Source organism: Streptomyces sp. B93 (assembly GCF_018070565.1).
Lineage (GTDB): Bacteria > Actinomycetota > Actinomycetes > Streptomycetales > Streptomycetaceae > Streptomyces.
Genome location: NZ_JAGPXL010000006.1, coordinates 200,527 through 218,292 on the forward strand (window position 1 = coordinate 200,527; position 17,766 = coordinate 218,292).

Here is a 17,766-nt window from a genome sequence, read left to right on the forward strand (position 1 = left end):
GGGCGTGCCTACGGGTGCATCCGCGCGCCCTTGACCACCTTGTCGACCGCGTTGCGCGGGCCGTACACCGCGAGGCCCACCAGGTCGAGGTCCGCGGTCGGCACGGCCCGTACGGCGGCCCGGTTGTCGGCGTCGTGACCGGTGGCGAAGAGGTCGGAGGTGAACAGCGCGCGCGGCAGGGCGCGGGACAGCACGCGCGCGTGGGCCGTCGTCAGCGTCTCCTTGGTGCCCTCGAAGACCAGCACCGGCTGCCGGAACATCGACAGGTACGGCACGCCGTCGGCGTCCTCGTAGGGCTCCCCGACGACCTCGGGGACGGCCGTGCCGAGGCCGCTGACCAGGAAGGCGGTGACGTTCAGGCGCTGCCAGGTCTCCAGGTCGTCCCGCAGCAGTACGGCAATCTTGGTGTCGAATCGCGTGCTCATGGAATGAGACTGCCGACCGCCGCCGGGCCGCGTCTTGTACGTTCTTTGCATGGCCGCCGCCCGGGAGTCCGTGTCCGCCTGGCGTCCCGGAGTCCCCGGTGTCGTGGAGGTCTTCCACGCCCGCTTCACGGAGTACGCGTACCCGATGCACGTCCACGACGCCTGGACGCTGCTGATCGTCGACGACGGCGCCGTACGGTACGACCTGGACCGGCACGAGCACGGCACCCCGCACGACACGGTGACCCTGCTGCCGCCGCACATCCCGCACAACGGCTCCGCCGCCACCGCGGACGGCTTCCGCAAGCGCGTGCTGTACCTGGACGCCTCCCGGCTCGGGGAGGATCTGATCGGCCCGGCGGTGGACTCCCCCGACCTGCGCGATCCGCTGCTGCGACGGCGGGTCGGGCAGTTGCACGGCGCGCTCGCGCGGGCGGGCGACGAGCTGGAGGCGGAGAGCAGGCTGACGCTGGTCGGGGAGCGGTTGCGGGCCCATCTGCGGCCGAGGGCGGCCGGCCGGCCACCGTCGCGTGATCCCGTCCTCGCCCGGCGGCTGCGCGAGCTGCTCGACGAGCGGGTCGTCGAGGGCGTGGCGCTGGAGGCCGCCGCCGCGCGTCTCCAGGCCCATCCCGCCCATCTCGTACGGGCGTTCAGCGCCGCCTACGGCATCGCGCCGCACCAGTACCTGATGTCCCGCCGCGTCGACCGCGCCCGGCGGCTGCTGCTCGACGGGCGGTCACCGGGCGACGTCGCGGTCACCACCGGGTTCTACGACCAGTCGCATCTCACCCGGCACTTCCGCAGGCTGGTGGGGGTGACGCCGGGGCGTTACCGGCATCGGCGGCCGTCGGACAGCGCCTAGTTCTCCGGGCGCTGTGTCAGGTGCGCGAACGCGTCCAGGTTGCGGGTCGGTTCGCCGCGCGAGACGCGCCACGCGTACTCCTTGCGGATGGCGCCGGCGAAGCCCAGTTCCAGCAGGGTGTTGAAGCTGCCGTCGGCGGCCTCCAGCACCTGGCCGAGCAGCCGGTCGACCTCGTCGGGCGTCACCGCGCCCAGCGGCAGCTTGCCGGTGACGTAGATGTCGCCGAGCGGGTCGACGGCGTAACCCACCCCGTAGAGCTTGAGGTTGCGTTCCAGGAGCCACCGGTGGACGCCGCCCTCGTTCTCGTCGGGGTGGCGGATGACGAAGGCGTTCAGCGACAGGGAGTGGCGGCCGACGATCAGGGAGACGGTCGTGGACAGCTTGCGGGTGCCGGGGAGTTTCACCACGTAGTGGCCGGGCTCCGGGGACTCCCATTCCAGCTCGGCGTCCTTGAGCGCTTCCTCGACGGCCCGTGCCGCCGCACCTTGGCGTTCACCCATGGTGCGAGCGTACGCGACGCCTGTGGGTGTGCAGGGCGCCCGTGTAGACGTCGGCCGTCGCGGCGGCAGCGGTGTCCCAGCCGAAGGAGCGGGCGTGCCGGGCCGCGGCGTCGCCCATGCGCCGCGTCAGCTCCGGCGCCTCGGCGAAATCGCGCAGCACGCGCGCGTACGCCGCCGGATCGTGCCCCTGGACGAGGAAGCCGGTCTCCTTGTCGCGTACGGCGACGGGGAGGCCGCCGACCGCCGCCGCGAGCACCGGGGTGCCAGCCGCCTGGGCCTCTATGGCGACCAGCCCGAACGACTCGCTGTAGGACGGCATCACCAGCACGGACGCGGCCCGGAACCAGTCCGCCAGCTGCTCCTGGCCGACCGGCGGGCGGAACCGTACGACGTCCGCGATGCCCAGGCGGGCGGCCAGCTTCTGGAGGCCCTCGGGCTTGGCGAGCCCGCTGCCGCTGGGGCCCCCTACGACGGGTACGACGATCCGGGAGCGCAGCTCGGGGCGCTGGTCGAGGAGGACGGCGATCGCGCGCAGCAGCACGTCGGGCGCCTTGAGGGGCTGGATGCGGCCCGCGAAGAGCGGGATCAGCGCGTCCTGCGGCAGGCCGAGGCGGGCGCGGGCGGCGGCACGGCCGTCGGCGGGGTGGAAGCGGTCGAGGTTCACGCCGGGATGGACGACGGCGACCTTGGCCGGGTCGGCGGCGTAGTGCCGTATCAGCTCGGCGGCCTCCTCGGTGGTGTTGGCGATGAGGCGGTCGGCGGCCGTGACGATCTGGGTCTCTCCGATGACGCGGGCGGCGGGCTCGGGGGTGTCGCCGTCGGCGAGGTTGGCGTTCTTGACCTTGGCCATGGTGTGCATGGCGTGCACCAGGGGCACGCCCCAGCGCTGGGCGGCGAGCCAGCCGACGTGGCCGGAGAGCCAGTAGTGGGAGTGGACCAGGTCGTAGTGGCCGGGGCGGTGGCCCGCCCAGGCCTGCATCACGCCGTGGGTGAAAGCGCACAGCTGGGCCGGCAGCTCCTCCTTGGCGAGGCCCTCGTAGGGGCCCGCGTCGACGTGCCGGACGAGGACGCCGGGGCCGATCTCGACGGTGGGCGGGAGGGCGCCCGTGGTGGCCCGGGTGAAGATCTCGACCTCGATGTTGAGGGCGGCGAGGCGCTGGGCGAGTTCGACGATGTAGACGTTCATGCCGCCCGCGTCGCCGGTGCCGGGCTGGTGGAGCGGGGAGGTGTGCACGGAGAGCATGGCCACCCTGCGGGGGCGGCGGTGGCCGAGCCTGAGTCGGGAGGACGTCGCCGGGGAGCGCCGGCCGAGCCTGCTCACGTATTGGCTCACGTGCCGTTCCTCCTCGCCGTGGGCATGCCTGACGGAGGGTGCCCGGGGACCCTTCGTAGGGGGCAACACCGGAAGGGGGCGCTCCATTTCCCGCGGCCGGTTCTTTACCGAATCATTGCCAGGCTTCGCTCAACCGTTCGAGGGCGGGGTGCGTGGTGGGCGCGTGGCGGTGTCGATGAGTTTCCGGGGGGTTCCGGGTCTACCGGATACGACAGCGACGACACCCCGAGGAGCACGGCATGACCGCCACCTACACCTTCGACGTGTTCTCCAGCCTCGACGGCTACGGCGCCGCGGGCGGCGACTGGACCGGCTACTGGGGCAAGCAGGGCCCCGAGCTGCTGGACCGCCGCCTCGCCCTGTACAGCGAGGAGCAACGGATCGTCCTCGGGGCCCGGACGTACCGGGCGTTCGCGGACATGCTCGCCGCCGGCCCCGAGGGGTCCGGCATCACCGACCCGTGGGTCACCCGGATGCGGGACCTGCCCACCACGGTGGTGTCGTCGACGCTGGACGGCGCCCCCGGCCTGCCGCACGCGACCGTGGCGAGCGGGGACGCCGTCGACGTCGTCGCCCGGCTGAAGGAGGAGTCCGAGGTGCCGCTGCGCTCGCACGGCAGCCTCTCCATGAACCGGGCGCTGCTGGCCGCCGGCCTGGTCGACCGGGTGCAGGTGACGCTCTTCCCCGTCATCACCGGCCGCACCGGGATCGACCCGGTCTTCGAGGGCGCCGCCGACTTCGACCTGGAGCTGATCGGGACCCGGACGCTCGACGGCCGTACACAGGAGCTGATCTACCGGCCGACCCTCCACTGATCCGCCCGGACCTCGACGCCCGCGCGATCACACGCCCTGGAGGGCCCCACCGATCTGCCCGACCCTCGGCCCCCGCGCCACCGCATACCCTCGACGTGTGACCGCCCGCTCAGCCGCCCCCCTGCCCCGCCCCCGGGTCCGCCCGGGCAAGGGGACTCCGGTCGTGGGCGCGGTCACGCGCGGGACGACCAATCCGAACCGGCTCCGCCGCATGGACCGCTGGATCGCGGCCGTGCACGGCGCCGAGCTGCGCCGCGCCGCCGACCCCGTGGCCGTCGACCTCGGCTACGGCGCCGCCCCCTGGACCGCCGTGGAACTCCTCACCCGCCTGCGCACGAGCGCCCCGCACGCGCGCGTGGTCGGCGTCGAGATCGAGCCGACCCGGGTCGCCGCGGCCCGGCCGTACGAGCGGGACGGCCTGGTCTTCCGGCACGGCGGCTTCGAGGTGCCGGTGCCCGGACGGCCTTTGCTGATCCGCGCCGCCAATGTGCTCCGCCAGTACGACGAGGGCGAGGTGGCCGCCGTCTGGCGGCGGCTGTGCGCGCGGCTGGCGCCCGCCGACCCGTCGACGGGATCGCGGGGCGGGCTGCTGGTGGAGGGGACGTGCGACGAGATCGGCCGTCGGCACGTCTGGGTCGCCCTCGGCCCCGAGGGGCCGCGCACGGTCACCTTCGCGACCCGGCTGGGGTCCCTGGAACGCCCCTCGGACCTGGCCGAGCGGCTGCCGAAGGCACTCATCCACCGCAATGTGCCGGGCGAGCCGGTGCACGCCTTCCTGCGGGACTTCGACCGCGCCTGGGCCGCCGCCGCGCCCTACGCCTCCTACGGCGCCCGGCAGCGCTGGATCCGCGCGGTACGGGACATCGCCGCCGACTGGCCGGTGACGGACGGCCCGGTGCGCTGGCGGCAGGGCGAAGTGTCGGTGCGGTGGGCGGCGTTGGCGCCGCGCGAGGGCTGACGCCCGCCGCACAGCGGTCGGCGCCCCCTCCCCGTAGCCCTCGCCCTCCCGTAGCCCTCGCCCCCTCCCCGTAGCCCCTGGGCAACCCCCCGCTCCCCCACTGGCCTCCTCGCGGTGCGCCCTGGCGGGAACGATCTCCGTGAGTCGTTCGTCACAAAGACACGGGGATCGTCGTACGTGGGTGGGAATGGGGGGAGCAAGTCACTGCCTCTGTCGTTTTCCGCCGCGACATGGCACGATCCCCCAGGCGTCCGTAAGTTACTGACGGTAAATCAGCTGGGGGGAAGTGAGATGGGGACGGGCAAGCGAAGCCTGCTCACGGCGGCCGTGACCGTGGTCTGCGCGGTCACCGTACTGGCGGCGGCACCCGGCACGGCCTTCGCGGACCCGGCGCCCACACCCACCTCCGGCCCGGCCTCCCCCACGGTCCCGACTCCCCCGCCGGGCAAGGACCTTGAGGAGATCCGCCTGAAGCTCGACGCGCTCTACCACGACGCCGCCGTCGCCACCGACGCCTACAACGCCGCGGAGGAGAAGGCCGAGAAGCAGTCCGCGGAGATCGTCGAGCTGGCCAAGCGGATCGTCAAGGGCAAGAAGAAGCTGGACGAGCTGAAGGACCGCGCGGGCGCCGCGGCCCGCGCCCAGTACCGCACCGGCGGGCTGCCGCCCGAGGCCCAGCTGATGCTCAGCGACGACCCGCGGCAGTTCCTCGACGGCTCGGGCCGCATCCTCCAGGGCGAGCGCGCCACGAAGCACGTCATGGAGGAAATGACCCGCACCCAGCAGGACTTGGAGCAGTACGCCGCGGACGCCTCCACGCAGTGGAAGAAGCTGGAGGCCAACCGCAAGGAGAAGGCCACCGCCAAGAAGAAGATCAAAAAGCGCATCGCGGCGGCCGAGAAGCTGGAGTCCGAGCTGGAGCAGGAGGAGAAGGAGCGCCTGGCCCGGCTGGAGCAGGAGGCCGCGCGCAAGGCGCAGAACGCCTGGCTGGGCTCCGGCATCCTCGACGAGATCGACACCGAGGCCACCGGCCAGGGCAAGCAGGCGGTCGCGTACGCCACGGCCCAGATCGGGAAACCCTACGAATGGGGCGCCGAGGGCCCGAAGTCCTATGACTGCTCCGGCCTGACCTCACAGGCCTGGGCGACGGCGGGCGCCGCCATCCCGCGCACCTCCCAGCAGCAGTGGAAGCAGCTCAGGCACATCGCCGTCGAGGACATGCGCCCCGGCGACCTCATCATCTACTTCGACGACGCCAGCCACGTGGGCCTGTACGTCGGCGACGGCGCGATCGTGCACGCCCCGCGCCCCGGCCGGTCGGTGACGATCGCGGGCGCCGGGTCGATGCCGATACTCGGCGTGGTCCGGCCGGGCACCGAAACGGCGGAGTGACGTCGCATACGCCCCCGTGTGGCCGGAAACCGACATAACCCCCCTGTGGTTCCGGTCACGTGACCCACTCCACCCCGAACGGCCTTACCGCTCCCGCCCGGACGTGACCTTCGTCATCCCGGACCCCGTGCCACCCTGTCCAACTGCGGTAGGGATCGCGGCATATGACAGTGGCTCCCTGCCGAGCGACCTGCCTCACACCATTCCGCTGCGGCGCCGACACCCGCTATGGTCCCCGTCGGTAGGTCGATGTTCCTCGCCCTGCCGTGCCCTCGGGGGGAGGGAAGGAAGCCAAGACAATGCCCGTACCCGTACCGCGGCAGAGAGCGATCCCGGCCGTGGAGAGTGGTCAGGCGCAGCCCGCGTCCGCAGTCGGCGGCCCCTCCGACGCCCAGGCCGATGCCGAGGCCCCGCGCAAGGAAGCCCGCAAGGAAGACACGGTCGAGAACAACACGAAACCCGCCGACACCGCCCACACCGCCCACACCGCCCCCAGCCCCACCAGCACCACGCTCACGCTGCTGCTCATCGAGGACGACCCGGGCGGCTCGACGATCGTGCCCGAGCTGCTGGACTCCTCCGGCAAGCCGATCCGCGTCCGCACCGCCCGCAACCTCACCGAGGCCGAGCGGCTGCTCACCGACGACGTCCACTGCATCCTGCTGGACCTCGCGCTGCCCGCCCCGGGCCGCGCCGGTGACGGCGACGACGAGCTGGCCCCGCTCAAGCACGTGCTGGAGCTGGCGCCCCGGCACGCCGTCCTCGCCCTCACCGCCTCCGGTGACGCCGAGCGCGGCGCGGAAGCCGTGCGCGTGGGCGCCCAGGACTATCTCTTCCGCGATGAGCTGGACGGACGGCTGCTGAGCCGGGCCATCCGCTACGCGGTGGAGCGGAAACGTTCCGACACGGCCGAGCGGCGGCTCGCCGAGGGCAAGCTGCGCGCCCAGGAGAACGCCCGGCTGGAGCGGGGCCTGCTGCCCACGCCCCTGCTGGACGGCTCCGCGCTGCGCTTCGCCGCCCGCTATCGCCCCGGCCGCTCCCGCGCGCTGCTCGGCGGTGACTTCTACGACACCGTCCGCACCCCCGACGGCACGGTGCACGCCATGATCGGCGACGTCTGCGGCCACGGCCCCGACGAGGCGGCGCTCGGCGTGGAGCTGCGGATCGCCTGGCGGGCGCTGACCCTGGCGGGGCTCTGCGGGGACCAGCTGCTGAGCACCCTCCAGCAGGTCCTGGAGCACGAGCGCTCCGACGAGGAGATCTTCGCGACGCTGTGCACGGTGGACATCGCACCGGACGGCCGCCGCGCGGGCCTGTATCTGGCCGGGCACCCGGCCCCCCTGGTCGCCCGCCCCGGCCGACGGCCCCAACTGCTCCCCTACGACAACAACGGCCCCGCCCTCGGTCTGCTGCCGGGCGCTCGCTGGCCGCGCATGGAGGTGGAGCTGGGCGCCGAGTGGAGCCTGATGCTCTACACCGACGGTCTGATCGAGGGCCGCGTCGGCGACAGCGGTGAGCGGCTCGGCCAGGACGGCATGGTGGACATGATCCGCCGCCAGCTGTCCCAGGGCCTGCGCGGCGAGCAGCTTCTGCGCGCCGCGGTGAACGAGGTCCGCGAACTCAACGGCGGCGAGCTGACGGACGATGTGGCGGTACTGCTGCTGGACCGGGGCATGTGAGAGGACGCGGGCTCACCGGCCCCGTGCTCCGCTGTCAGCCGGAGGGGCTGGTCAGCGGCCTCCGTTCCACGGGCCGTACGGTCCGTCGCTGCTGGAGCCGCGGCGACCGCCGCCGCCGGACACCTGCTTGAGAGCGGGGCGGACGTCCACGAAGAAGACGATCGTGGCGATCAGGCCCGCGATCTGGAGGAAGATCATCGGCACGAACAGGTTCACCATCACGGTGACACCCAGGATGATCAACCAGAACTTCTTGTTCTGCTTGTCGGCGGCGCGGTAAGCGTCCTCGCGAGCCACCGCGGCCATGAAGAGGGCCACCACCGCGAGCACCAGCATGGCCAGGAACAGCAGTCCCACAAACCCTGCGAACCCCTGCATCAGCACAACGTCCACCACCCGACTCGGCTCGTCCTTACGCGGTCACCGTACCCGCACATCCCGGCCCGCTACCCGAACAACGGGTCGGACACCTCACTAGTGCCCGACCCGTGACCGTTCACCTGTCCGGGTGACGCCGGACACCCCCGCTATCACTTGGCGGGCGGCGTGGTCTTCTTGGCGGTGACCTTGCGGGCGGCCGGGGTCTTGCGGGCCGCGGTCTTCTTCGCCGGAGTCTCGGACTTCACCGCGGCCTCGGACTTCACCGCGGCCGGCTTCTCCTCCTTCACCTCGACGGGCTCGGCCTTCGGCTCCACGGCGATGGCCAGCTCCTCGATCTCCTCGGCGGCCTCGCCACGCCACTGCTTCACGGCCTGCTCGCCGTGCTCGGCGACCTTCTCGTAGGTCTCCCGGGCCTTGACGGCGTACTCGGCGGCGACGCCGACCCCGCGCAGCGCGAGGTCCTGGGCGTTCTCACCGAACTTCTTCAGGTCGGTGTCGAGGGAGCCGAAGAACTCCCCGACCTTGGTCTGGAGGGTCTCCTGCGTCTCCTTGACGCGGTGGGTCGCCTTCTCCTGGACCGCCTTCGGGTCGGTGTTGCGCACGGCCTCGAAACGGGCCGGCGCCTCGGTGCGCAGCTGCTCGACGAGGCCGGGCACCTTCTTGGCCTGCTGAAGGGCGAGGTCGGCGGTACCGGCGGCGAAGTAGAACGGCTTCGGGTCACTCAGGGTCTTACGCAGATCGTCGGCGATGGCCATCGTGGTGATCCTCCTGGATCCTCTTCTTGCGGTTCGTTCCGCTTCATGCGGTTCGTACCGCTCGTACGGTTCATTCCGGATTCTCTGTTCCCCCGCGGTCGCCGCCCGCCCGTCGTCCGTCGTCGTCCCCCTCGGATCAATCGGACCAACCGGATCAACCGGCCGTGGGCTCCCGCGGCTCGGCATCGCCGCCGAGGTCGCCCTCGACCCCGGCGCCGGTGTCGGCGTCATGCGCTCCGGCGGTCTCGAACCCGTTCTCCTTGCGGAAGGACTCGTAGATCTGGAGCAGCACCTGCTTCTGCCGCTCGTTGAGCGTCGGATCGGCGAGGATGACGGCGCGCGTCTCCACCTCGTCCCGGTCCCGCTCCGCGTCCAGGATTCCCGCGCGCACGTACAACGTCTCCGCGGAGATCCGCAGCGCCTTCGCGACCTGCTGGAGGACCTCCGCGCTCGGCTTGCGCAGCCCGCGCTCGATCTGGCTCAGATACGGATTCGACACCCCGGCGGCGTCGGCGAGCTGCCTGAGTGACAGCTGCGCGTTGCGCCGCTGCTCGCGCAGGTACTCACCGAGATTGCCGACGTTGAGCGATGCCATACGTCCACCTTGCCCCACCCTTGCTAACAATTGCAAGCAGCCGCTTGCAAAAGTTGCCCGGCTGGCTCAAAAACACAGGCCACCCACGCGGGCCGAGGATCATGAAGCCATGCGACCGGATGGCTGGCACCTCACCGACGACGTCGACGACTTCCTCGCCCGGGCCGGGGACTTCCTGCGCTCACGGCCCGCCCCGCACGTCATGCAGCTGACGTGGACCGAGCGACTGCGTACCCGCGGGGCCGCCGCGTACGGACCCCAGGCGCCGGTCCTCGGCCGGCTTGAGGAGGGCGGCAGGGTCCTGGCCACGTTCCTGCGGACCCCGCCCCGTCTCGGTCTGGGCCTGAGCCCTCTCACCCCCGGACAGGCCGACGCCCTCGCCGCCCACCTGGCCGCCCTCGGGACCACGCTCCCCTCCGTCGGCGCGGACGAGGACACCGCCGCCGCCTTCGCCGGGGCCTGGCGGCGGCACAGCGGCGCGACGGCGACCCTCCGCGTCCGGCTCCACCTGTACCGCCTCGGGACGCTCACCCCGCCGGAGCCGTTCCCGGCGGGACGGGGGCGGGCCGTGGGTGAGGGGGACCTGGAGCAGCTCATGGCCTTCTGCCGGGGGTTCGCCGCGGACGTCGGGGAGGACGTCACCATCGATGCCGGCTCCTGGGCCGACACCCGCTTCGCGGACAAGCGCTACACGTTCTGGGAGACGCCCGACGGCACCCCCGTCTCCCTGGCGGGCGCCAACCCGATGATCTCCGGCATGGTCCAGATCGACCCCGTCTACACCCCGGCCCACCTGCGCGGACACGGCTACGCGGGCGCCGCGACGGTCGCCGCGGTCAGGGCCGTGCTGGCGGAGGGCGCGACGGACGTCGTGCTGTTCACGGACGCCGCCAACCCGACCAGCAACGCCCTCTACCAGCGCCTCGGCTTCGTACGGATCGCGGACTGGGCGGCGTACGAGTTCGCACCGCCCGCACCGTGACCGTGAACCGGAGGCACCCGCCCGGCGCCCCGCGACCGGTCGAGAGCCGGTCGAAGGCGCTGGCCATGTCACACCCACGGGGGTCAGTCTCGTCTCGGTACCGGAAGCGTCTCCGGGATCGAGGTGTCATGACGAAGACGGGCGGGTGAGAGTCGTGCGGGTCTTTGTGGCGGGTGGGACCGGCGTGCTCGGGCGGCGGCTGGTGCCCCAACTGGTCGCCCGCGGCCATCAGGTGACGGCCACCACCCACGACGAGGCCGAGCTGGACCTGCTCGACCGGCTGGGGGCGGACGCCCTGGTGATGGACGGGCTGGACGCCATGTCGGTCGGGGAAGCCGTCGCCGAGGCCTGGCCGGACGTCATCGCCCACCAGATGACCCCCCGCTCCCCAGCGCCCGGCGACAGAACCGGCCTCAGGCACCTCGACCACTGGTCCGCCCTCGCGATCCGCCTGCTGACCGAGGGCACCGACCACCTGCTGGCCGCCGCCGAGGCGACCGGCGTCGCCCATGTCGTCGCGCAGAGCCAGGCCTGCTGGAACGGCGTCCGCGAGGGCGGCTGGGTGAAGTCCGAGAGCGACCCCCTGGACCTGCACGAGGGCACCGCCGCGCACGAGGCGGCCCTGGCGATCCGCTACGTCGAGGACACCGTCGTACGAGCCGGAGGTGCCGCCCTGCGCTACGGCGCCCTCTACGGCCCCGGCGCCTCCGACGACCAGGTCGAACTGATACGCCAACGGAAGTTACCCCTGGTCGGGAACGGTGCCGGGCACAGCTCGTGGGTGCATCTCGACGACGCCGCGCACGCCACCGTCCTGGCCGTCGAACAGAAGGCGCGGGGCGTGTTCAACATCGTCGACGACGAACCGGCACCCGCCCGCGAGTGGCTGCCCCACCTGGCGGCCTGCGTCGGCGCCAAGCCGCCGATGCGGGTCCCGACCTGGGTGGCCCGGATGCTCGCCGGGGACGTGACGGCGATCAAGATGACCGAGGGGCGCGGCTTCTCCAACGTCAAGGCAAAGTGGGAACTGAGCTGGGAGCTGCGCTACCCGTCCTGGCGACAGGGCTTCGAGGAAGGGCTGGCATGACCCGTACCGGCATGAACCGCGGTGCCGCCGAAACGTCCGGCACCGGCAGCACGTCCGGCACGTCGCACCCGTCCGGCACGACGACCACCCCTACCACCATGACCGAGACCACCATGACCGACGACGCCCCCACCCCCACCCGCACCGAACAGTTCGAGGAGCTGCGTCCGCTGCTGTTCGCGATCGCCTACCGCATCCTCGGCAGCGTCAGCGAGGCGGAGGACGCGGTGCAGGAGACCTGGCTGCGCTGGGAGGCCACCGCCACCCCGCCCAAGTCGACCAAGGCCTTCCTCTCGGCCGTGGTCACCCGGATCTCGATCGACGTCCTGCGGTCGGCCCGCGTCCGCCGGGAACAGTACGTCGGACCGTGGTTCCCCGAGCCGCTGCTGACCGACCCCTACGACGACCCGGAGCGTTCGGCGGAACTCGCCGACTCGGTGTCGATGGCCGCGCTGCTCCTGCTGGAGCGGCTGAGCCCGCTGGAGCGGGCGGTGTTCGTGCTGCGGGAGGTGTTCGGGTTCGGCTTCCCGGAGATCGCGACGGCCGTCGGACGCTCGGAACCGGCGTGCCGCCAGCTCGCGGTCCGGTCGCGCCGCCACATGGAGGCGGGCCGCCCCCGCTTCGACGCCGACCGCAGGGAACGCGAGGAGCTGGCCGAGCGGTTCATCGGCGCCTTCCGGGAAGGCGACATGAACGGCCTGCGGGAGCTGCTCGCCGCCGACGTCCAGCTGGTCGGCGACAGCGGCGGCAAGGCCCCGAACCTGCGCAAGGGCGTCTACGGCGCCCAGAACGTCGCACGGCTGCTCACCGCGCTCATCCCGGTGTTCGCGCAGATCGGCGGCAGGATGGAGTCGCGCCAGGTGAACGGCGAGCCGGGCGCCGTCTTCCGCGACCGGGACGGCAAGGTCATCAACACCATGTCCTTCGACATCCTCGACGGCCGGATCCAGGCGATCCGCACCGTGGTCAACCCCGACAAGCTCGGACACGTGGGCCCGGTCGCGGACGCCTGGGCCGTCAACCGCGAGGCGAGGGAGGTCCTGCGCCAGCAGCCCGGACCGGCCTGACCCACCGATCGCTACGGGCTTCCCGGACGGCGCGTCCAGAAGGTGACGCCGGCGCTGGTGGCGACCGCCAGCGTCCGGCCGGACGGCGAGAAGCCCGCGGCGCGCAGCTCGGTGACATCGACGTGCCGGACGTGCCACCAGCTCTCGCCCGGCGCGCCGGTGTACGGCCCCCCGCCGGCGGAGAGGAGCACCCGGTGGTGGGGCCAGTCGGGGCTGACGACGTCCACGGTCCAGCCGCCCGGTGCCGTGGTGTGCAGTCCGCCGCCGTAGAGACCGGCGACGCGGACCGGGACGCCGGTCACCGGGTCGAGCCCGGGGCAGCTCAGATCGTCCCCCTCGGGGTACGCGGCCTCGGGGTCGTACTCGCGGGCGATCCTCTCCCCGGTGACCGTGTCGAACATCCCGTGCCCCGAGCCGGACACCACCAGCGCGATGTCCTGCCCGCCCTCGGGATGGACCGCGAATCCCACGCCGACCAGCCCGCCGACCGCGATCTCCCCGCCGGCGACGAGCCGCCACGGCTCGGGTGCGGGCATCTCGGGCACGGCGAGATAGCGCTCACGCAACCTTCGCTGATACGACGTGCTCAACCCGTCCTCCTGCCAGCCAGCCCGGCGAGGCCCCCGCGACCCCCGCGACCGCCACGACCGCCACGACCGCCACGACCGCCACGACCGCCACGACCGCCCGAGCATCCCGCACCCCGACCACCCCCGTCGACTTCAATTGCCTTCGGCGCCGGGCGTTGACCTTGCCCTTGGGGCAGCCCGCAGCATCGGTGGCACCGGGCGACCAGCCCGGCACGAGGAAGCGACGGCCGGGGAGACGGCCGCGGGGAAGGCGAGGACGGTGGCGTGGACGGCACGGACCTGCTGACCATCGGCGCGTTCGCGAGGGCGGCACGCCTGTCGCCCAAGGCGCTGCGGCTCTACGACGAACTTGGCCTGCTGCCACCCGCCCGGGTCGACCCCGTAACCGGATACCGGCTGTACGCGCCGCGGCAGCTGGAGCGGGCCCGCCTGGTGGCGTGGCTACGGCGGCTGGGGATGCCGTTGGCCCGCATCCGCCGCGTCTGCGAGGCGCCCGACCCCGGTGCCGCGGCCCAGGAGGTACGGGCCTTCTGGGCCGAGGTCGAGGCCGATGTCGCCGCCCGCCGGGAGCTGGCCACCTTCCTCATCGACCACCTGGCATGGAAGGAACCCCTGATGACCTCGACGACACGGTCGGCCCGGCCCCTGGAGATCCGGTACGCCGCGCTCTCCGACACCGGGCGGGTCCGCCCCGGCAACCAGGACACCGCCTACGCGGACTCCCGGCTGTTGGCGGTGGCCGACGGGTTCGGCCCGGGCGGCGCCCCCGCGAGCGCCGCCGCGGTGGACGCCCTCAAGCGGCTCGACGGCCTGGACTCCGAGGGTGTCCCGGCGGGCAGCCTGCTCAACGTCCTGGAGGACGCCGTCGAACAGGCCGGTCGGGCCGTGCGCGGGGTCGCCGCGGCCGACCCGTCGACGGCAGACGTCGGCACCACCCTCACGGCGCTGCTGTGGACGGGCTCGCAGCTGGCCCTCGTCCACATCGGCGACTCGCGCGCGTACCTGCTGCGGGACGGTGGGTTCTTCCAGATCACCCACGACCACACCCTCGTCCAGTCCATGATCGACGACGGCCGCCTCACCCCCGAGGAGGCCGCGTCCCACCCGCAGCGGTCCCTGCTCGCGCGTGCCCTCGGTACGGACGTCGCCGCAGTGCCCGAGCTGCGGCTGCGGGACGCCCGCGCCGGGGACCGGTACCTGCTCTGCTCCGACGGACTGTCCACCGTCGTACCGCTGGCGGAGGTGCGCCAGGTGGTCTCCACGGTCGCCGACCCCGAACAGGCGGTGCGCGAATTCGTCGACCGCGCCAACCGCTCCGGCGGCCCCGACAACGTCAGCTGCGTGGTGGCGGACGTGCTGGAAACGTCCGGCTGAGGCCCGCCTACCCACAAAAAAGTGGGTACTTGGCAGCGCCCGGCCACCGGGCGACGCTGGTCGTGTTCGATCAACGGGCCACCAGCCGCTCCAGACGCCGGTGGCCCCAGTCGGAGAGGGGGCCCAGCAGTTCGGACAGCTCGCGGCCGAACGGGGTCAGCGAGTACACCGTCTTCAGCGGCAGGACGTCGTACACCTCACGGTGCACCAGACCGTCCTCCTCCATCTCGCGCAGCGCCTGCGTCAGCACCTTCTCGCTGAGGCCGGGCAGCCGCCGGCGCAGTTCGCCGGGGCGGTGCGGGCCGGACTCCAACAGCCACAGCAGGCTGGTCTTCCACTTGCCGTCGATCACCGCGATCGCGGCGGTCACTCCACAGACGTTCGGGTCCTGGGCACGGCCGCGCGTCATCCTCACCCCTTTTGTCGGCAATGCAGCAATTCGGCAATGCATTGATTCAGCAGTTCAGCGATCAACGGGAGTTCAAGCATGTCCACCATGTCCACGTACGACGACCAGTCTGCCGTCACCGTCCTCGGGCTGGGTCCGATGGGCCGGGCCCTGGCCGGTGCCTTCCTGGACGCCGGGCTGCGCACCACCGTCTGGAACCGCACCCCCGGCCGGGACCGGGAGCTGACGGAACGGGGAGCGGCAGCCGCGCCGACCGCAGCGGAGGCGGCCCGCGCGAGCGCGCTGACGGTGGTCTGTGTGGTGAACTACGACGCCTCCGACGCCATCCTCCGTGAGGAGGAGACGGCGACCGCCCTGAAGGGCCGCACGGTCGTCAACCTGAGCGCCGACACCCCCGGCCGCGCCCGGGACACCGGCGACTGGGCAGCCCGGCACGGCGTCCACTACCTCGACGGCGCGATCATGACCCCGGCCCCCACGATCGGCACCTCGGACGCGGTGTTCCTGCACAGCGGCCCGCGCGAGCTGTATCTGCGCCACAAGCAGGTGCTGGACGCGCTGGGCGGCAGCCACACCCACCTCGGGGAGGACATCGGGCGGGCAGCGGGCTACGACATCGCGCTGCTCGACCTCTTCTGGACGGCGATGGCGGGGTACGCGCACGCCCTGGCGGTGGCCCGCGCGGAGGGCATCACCGGCCGGGAACTGGCCCCCTTCGCCCAGGGCATCGCCGCGATCCTGCCCCCGCTGATCGAGGAGTTCGCGGGCGACGCCGACGACGGCACCTACTCCGGCGACCTCAACCCGATCACCTCGGCGGCTTCCTCCATGGCCCACATCGTCCACGCCTCCGAGGCGCACGGCATCGACGCGGGCTTGATGCGCACCGTCGAGGGCCAGGCCCGCCGCGCGATCGCCCTCGGCCACGGCACGGACGGCTTCATCCGGGTCACCGAACTCCTGGGCCGCCACTGAGCCACTCCTCCACCACCGCGAGGTCCGCGCCGGTGACCCCGTACCGATGATCAACACGATGCACCAACGCCGGGGCGGGGTGGTGCACTGCCACCCAGTCCCGGTCGACCTCACCGACCTCGTCATCGACCCACACGAAGGCCCGCCCGGCCGCCCACCGCACCAAGGCCGGGGTCTTCCAGTGCGGCGAACAAGGCCACCCGTACGACTCACCGGGCTCGGACGGCCCCGGGTCCGGCCACTCCACCACCGGCAGCGACGGCAGTCCCAGCCAGGGCGCGACGAGGTCGTTCGCGTCGTCCAGCCAGGTCGTGGCCCACACCAGCTCACACCCCAGGCCCCCCAACCGCGCCCCGAGCGCCGGATCGACGCGCCTCAGCAACGGGTGCGCGCCGGCCGCCCGGCCGCCGGCCCCGTACTCCGGATACGGACCGGGCCCACCGAACGGAATCAACGTCCCGTCCATGTCGAGGAAGAGCAGCACACCCACACAAACGACATTGCCCCTCTCCGCCCTCCCCCGCTACCGTTTTCCCCATGACTGCCGGGTCGGCCGCGGGCCGCGAGCGAGTGGGGTACCCGGCCTCTGAGTGAGGTCGATGGGGGTCCCCCCTGCTCGAGCGAAGTCGAGAGCTTGGGGGAGGGCGAGAAGCCCGCCGTTTTTCTCTGTGCCATCCACCTAGGACGTACGAACGGCGACAGAGAGAGAACCGTGTCCCACAACTCCATCCAGTTCAACGAGTTCAACCAGTGCGTCATCGACGAGTTCCGCGCCCACCACGGCCGCGTGGGCGGGCACTTCGAAGGCGCCCGCCTCCTCCTGCTGACCACCAAGGGCGCCCGCACCGGCCGCCCGCACACCACTCCCGTCGGCTACCTCCCCGACGGCGCGGACCGGGTCCTGGTCATCGCCTCCGCGGGCGGTGCCGACCAGCACCCGGCCTGGTACCACAACCTCCGCGCACACCCCGAAGTGACCGTCGAGACCGGCGTGTTCACCTACCAGGCGCGCGCCGTCGTCCTGACCGGCGAGGAACGGGACCAGGCGTTCGCACGGGCCGTGGAGGCGGACCCGGGCTGGGCGGCGTACCAGGAGAAGACCCGACGGGTGATCCCGGTGATCGCACTGTACGAGACCGCACCGGACGGTCCGCCGAACATCAACGCGGGCTCCATGGGCGAGGCGGTGAAGCTGGTCCATGACGCGTTCCGCCGCGAACTGGCGCTGATCCGGCAGGAGATGAGCACCGCCTCCCCCGACACCCTCGGCGCCCAACTCCGCGCCAACTGCCTCACCTTCTGTCACGGCCTGCACAACCACCACACCGGTGAGGACCTGGGTCTGTTCCCGTTCCTCGCCGACCGCCACCCACAGGCCGCGCCCGCCCTGGCCCGCCTCCGCGAGGAACACGAGAAGATCGCCGCCCTCGTCGAGGACCTCCGCCACGCGGTGACATCCGCCGACCCCACCACCGCCCGCACGGAGATCACCCGCCTGACCACGGCCTTGGAGGCACACCTCACCTACGAGGAGGAACAGTTGATACCCCTCCTGGAGGCACCCACCGCCCGCTGATCCGCCACCCC

At 72.3% G+C, this 17,766-nt stretch carries 20 protein-coding genes; 11 read left to right on the forward strand and 9 right to left on the reverse strand.

What is annotated here, in order from left to right; genetic code table 11:
• Nucleotides 1–8: 8 nt before the first annotated feature.
• The gene (locus KBY47_RS08570; RefSeq protein ID WP_210920363.1) at nt 9–476 is read right to left on the reverse strand and encodes a DUF2000 domain-containing protein; all 468 of its coding nucleotides are present in this window, start codon (nt 474–476) and stop codon (nt 9–11) included.
• On the opposite strand from KBY47_RS08570, the gene KBY47_RS08575 reads away from it, so the two are divergent.
• The gene (locus KBY47_RS08575; protein WP_210920364.1) at nt 475–1,287 is read left to right on the forward strand and encodes an AraC family transcriptional regulator; all 813 of its coding nucleotides are present in this window, start codon (nt 475–477) and stop codon (nt 1,285–1,287) included. The genes KBY47_RS08570 and KBY47_RS08575 overlap by 2 nt on opposite strands.
• Here the strand turns inward: KBY47_RS08575 and KBY47_RS08580 are convergent.
• Both KBY47_RS08580 and mshA read right to left on the reverse strand, forming a co-directional pair.
• The gene (locus tag KBY47_RS08580) at nt 1,284–1,787 is read right to left on the reverse strand and encodes a YbjN domain-containing protein (RefSeq protein ID WP_210920365.1); all 504 of its coding nucleotides are present in this window, start codon (nt 1,785–1,787) and stop codon (nt 1,284–1,286) included. The genes KBY47_RS08575 and KBY47_RS08580 overlap by 4 nt on opposite strands.
• A complete protein-coding gene (gene mshA, locus KBY47_RS08585; protein ID WP_210920366.1) occupies nt 1,780–3,120 on the reverse strand; it encodes a D-inositol-3-phosphate glycosyltransferase in 1,341 nt (446 codons plus the stop codon). The genes KBY47_RS08580 and mshA overlap by 8 nt, the downstream gene beginning before the upstream one ends.
• 239 nt (nt 3,121–3,359) lie before the next feature.
• Here mshA and KBY47_RS08590 point away from each other — a divergent pair, with 239 nt between their 5' ends.
• The 4 genes from KBY47_RS08590 to KBY47_RS08605 all read left to right on the forward strand — a co-directional run bounded on the left by KBY47_RS08590 (nt 3,360) and on the right by KBY47_RS08605 (nt 7,964).
• Entirely contained in the window at nt 3,360–3,935 is a 576-nt protein-coding gene (locus KBY47_RS08590) for a dihydrofolate reductase family protein (protein WP_210920367.1), read from the forward strand.
• 163 nt (nt 3,936–4,098) lie between these two features.
• Nucleotides 4,099–4,893, forward strand: coding sequence for a class I SAM-dependent methyltransferase (locus KBY47_RS08595; RefSeq protein WP_210920433.1), 795 nt, complete (start codon nt 4,099–4,101; stop codon nt 4,891–4,893).
• A gap of 291 nt (nt 4,894–5,184) precedes the next feature.
• Nucleotides 5,185–6,285 carry a C40 family peptidase gene (locus KBY47_RS08600; protein WP_210920368.1) on the forward strand — a complete coding sequence of 367 codons (1,101 nt, stop codon included), beginning with the start codon at nt 5,185–5,187 and terminating at the stop codon, nt 6,283–6,285.
• 299 nt (nt 6,286–6,584) lie between these two features.
• Nucleotides 6,585–7,964: a PP2C family protein-serine/threonine phosphatase gene (locus KBY47_RS08605; protein WP_210920369.1), complete on the forward strand. Its 1,380-nt coding sequence runs from the start codon at nt 6,585–6,587 to the stop codon at nt 7,962–7,964.
• A gap of 51 nt (nt 7,965–8,015) precedes the next feature.
• Here the strand turns inward: KBY47_RS08605 and KBY47_RS08610 are convergent, their stop codons facing one another.
• The 3 genes from KBY47_RS08610 to KBY47_RS08620 all read right to left on the reverse strand — a co-directional run bounded on the left by KBY47_RS08610 (nt 8,016) and on the right by KBY47_RS08620 (nt 9,695).
• Nucleotides 8,016–8,342: a DUF2516 family protein gene (locus KBY47_RS08610; protein ID WP_247694390.1), complete on the reverse strand. Its 327-nt coding sequence runs from the start codon at nt 8,340–8,342 to the stop codon at nt 8,016–8,018.
• A 152-nt stretch (nt 8,343–8,494) separates the two neighbouring features.
• Entirely contained in the window at nt 8,495–9,100 is a 606-nt protein-coding gene (locus KBY47_RS08615) for a hypothetical protein (protein WP_210920370.1), read from the reverse strand.
• Between the two features lie 154 nt (nt 9,101–9,254).
• The gene (locus tag KBY47_RS08620; protein WP_210920371.1) at nt 9,255–9,695 is read right to left on the reverse strand and encodes a helix-turn-helix domain-containing protein; all 441 of its coding nucleotides are present in this window, start codon (nt 9,693–9,695) and stop codon (nt 9,255–9,257) included.
• A 109-nt stretch (nt 9,696–9,804) separates the two neighbouring features.
• Here KBY47_RS08620 and KBY47_RS08625 point away from each other — a divergent pair, with 109 nt between their 5' ends.
• The 3 genes from KBY47_RS08625 (at nt 9,805) to KBY47_RS08635 (ending at nt 12,831) form a co-directional block, all read left to right on the forward strand.
• Entirely contained in the window at nt 9,805–10,677 is an 873-nt protein-coding gene (locus KBY47_RS08625; RefSeq protein ID WP_210920372.1) for a GNAT family N-acetyltransferase, read from the forward strand.
• Between the two features lie 154 nt (nt 10,678–10,831).
• On the forward strand, nt 10,832–11,764 hold the full coding sequence (locus KBY47_RS08630) for an NAD(P)-dependent oxidoreductase (RefSeq protein ID WP_308405086.1): 933 nt from the start codon (nt 10,832–10,834) through the stop codon (nt 11,762–11,764).
• Nucleotides 11,765–11,877: 113 nt separating this feature from the next.
• A complete protein-coding gene (locus KBY47_RS08635; RefSeq protein ID WP_210920435.1) occupies nt 11,878–12,831 on the forward strand; it encodes an RNA polymerase sigma-70 factor in 954 nt (317 codons plus the stop codon).
• An 11-nt stretch (nt 12,832–12,842) separates the two neighbouring features.
• Here the strand turns inward: KBY47_RS08635 and KBY47_RS08640 are convergent, their stop codons facing one another.
• On the reverse strand, nt 12,843–13,421 hold the full coding sequence (locus tag KBY47_RS08640; RefSeq protein WP_210920374.1) for a hypothetical protein: 579 nt from the start codon (nt 13,419–13,421) through the stop codon (nt 12,843–12,845).
• A 264-nt stretch (nt 13,422–13,685) separates the two neighbouring features.
• Between KBY47_RS08640 and KBY47_RS08645 the strand changes: the two genes are divergently transcribed.
• The gene (locus tag KBY47_RS08645; protein ID WP_308405087.1) at nt 13,686–14,795 is read left to right on the forward strand and encodes a MerR family transcriptional regulator; all 1,110 of its coding nucleotides are present in this window, start codon (nt 13,686–13,688) and stop codon (nt 14,793–14,795) included.
• 70 nt (nt 14,796–14,865) lie between these two features.
• On the opposite strand, the gene KBY47_RS08650 is transcribed toward KBY47_RS08645, so the two are convergent.
• Nucleotides 14,866–15,204 (reverse strand): helix-turn-helix domain-containing protein, encoded by a 339-nt coding sequence (locus tag KBY47_RS08650; protein ID WP_210920375.1) that lies wholly within the window; start codon nt 15,202–15,204, stop codon nt 14,866–14,868.
• An 87-nt stretch (nt 15,205–15,291) separates the two neighbouring features.
• Here KBY47_RS08650 and KBY47_RS08655 point away from each other — a divergent pair, with 87 nt between their 5' ends.
• Complete coding sequence (locus KBY47_RS08655) at nt 15,292–16,179, forward strand: NAD(P)-dependent oxidoreductase (RefSeq protein WP_210920437.1); 888 nt, start codon at nt 15,292–15,294, stop codon at nt 16,177–16,179.
• Here KBY47_RS08655 and KBY47_RS08660 read toward each other — a convergent pair.
• Nucleotides 16,154–16,663, reverse strand: coding sequence for a hypothetical protein (locus KBY47_RS08660; protein ID WP_210920438.1), 510 nt, complete (start codon nt 16,661–16,663; stop codon nt 16,154–16,156). The two genes, KBY47_RS08655 and KBY47_RS08660, sit on opposite strands and share 26 nt — an antisense overlap.
• A gap of 228 nt (nt 16,664–16,891) precedes the next feature.
• Between KBY47_RS08660 and KBY47_RS08665 the strand changes: the two genes are divergently transcribed.
• Nucleotides 16,892–17,755, forward strand: a complete 864-nt coding sequence (locus KBY47_RS08665) for a nitroreductase/quinone reductase family protein (protein ID WP_210920376.1) — start codon at nt 16,892–16,894, stop codon at nt 17,753–17,755.
• The last annotated feature ends 11 nt before the right edge of the window (nt 17,756–17,766 follow it).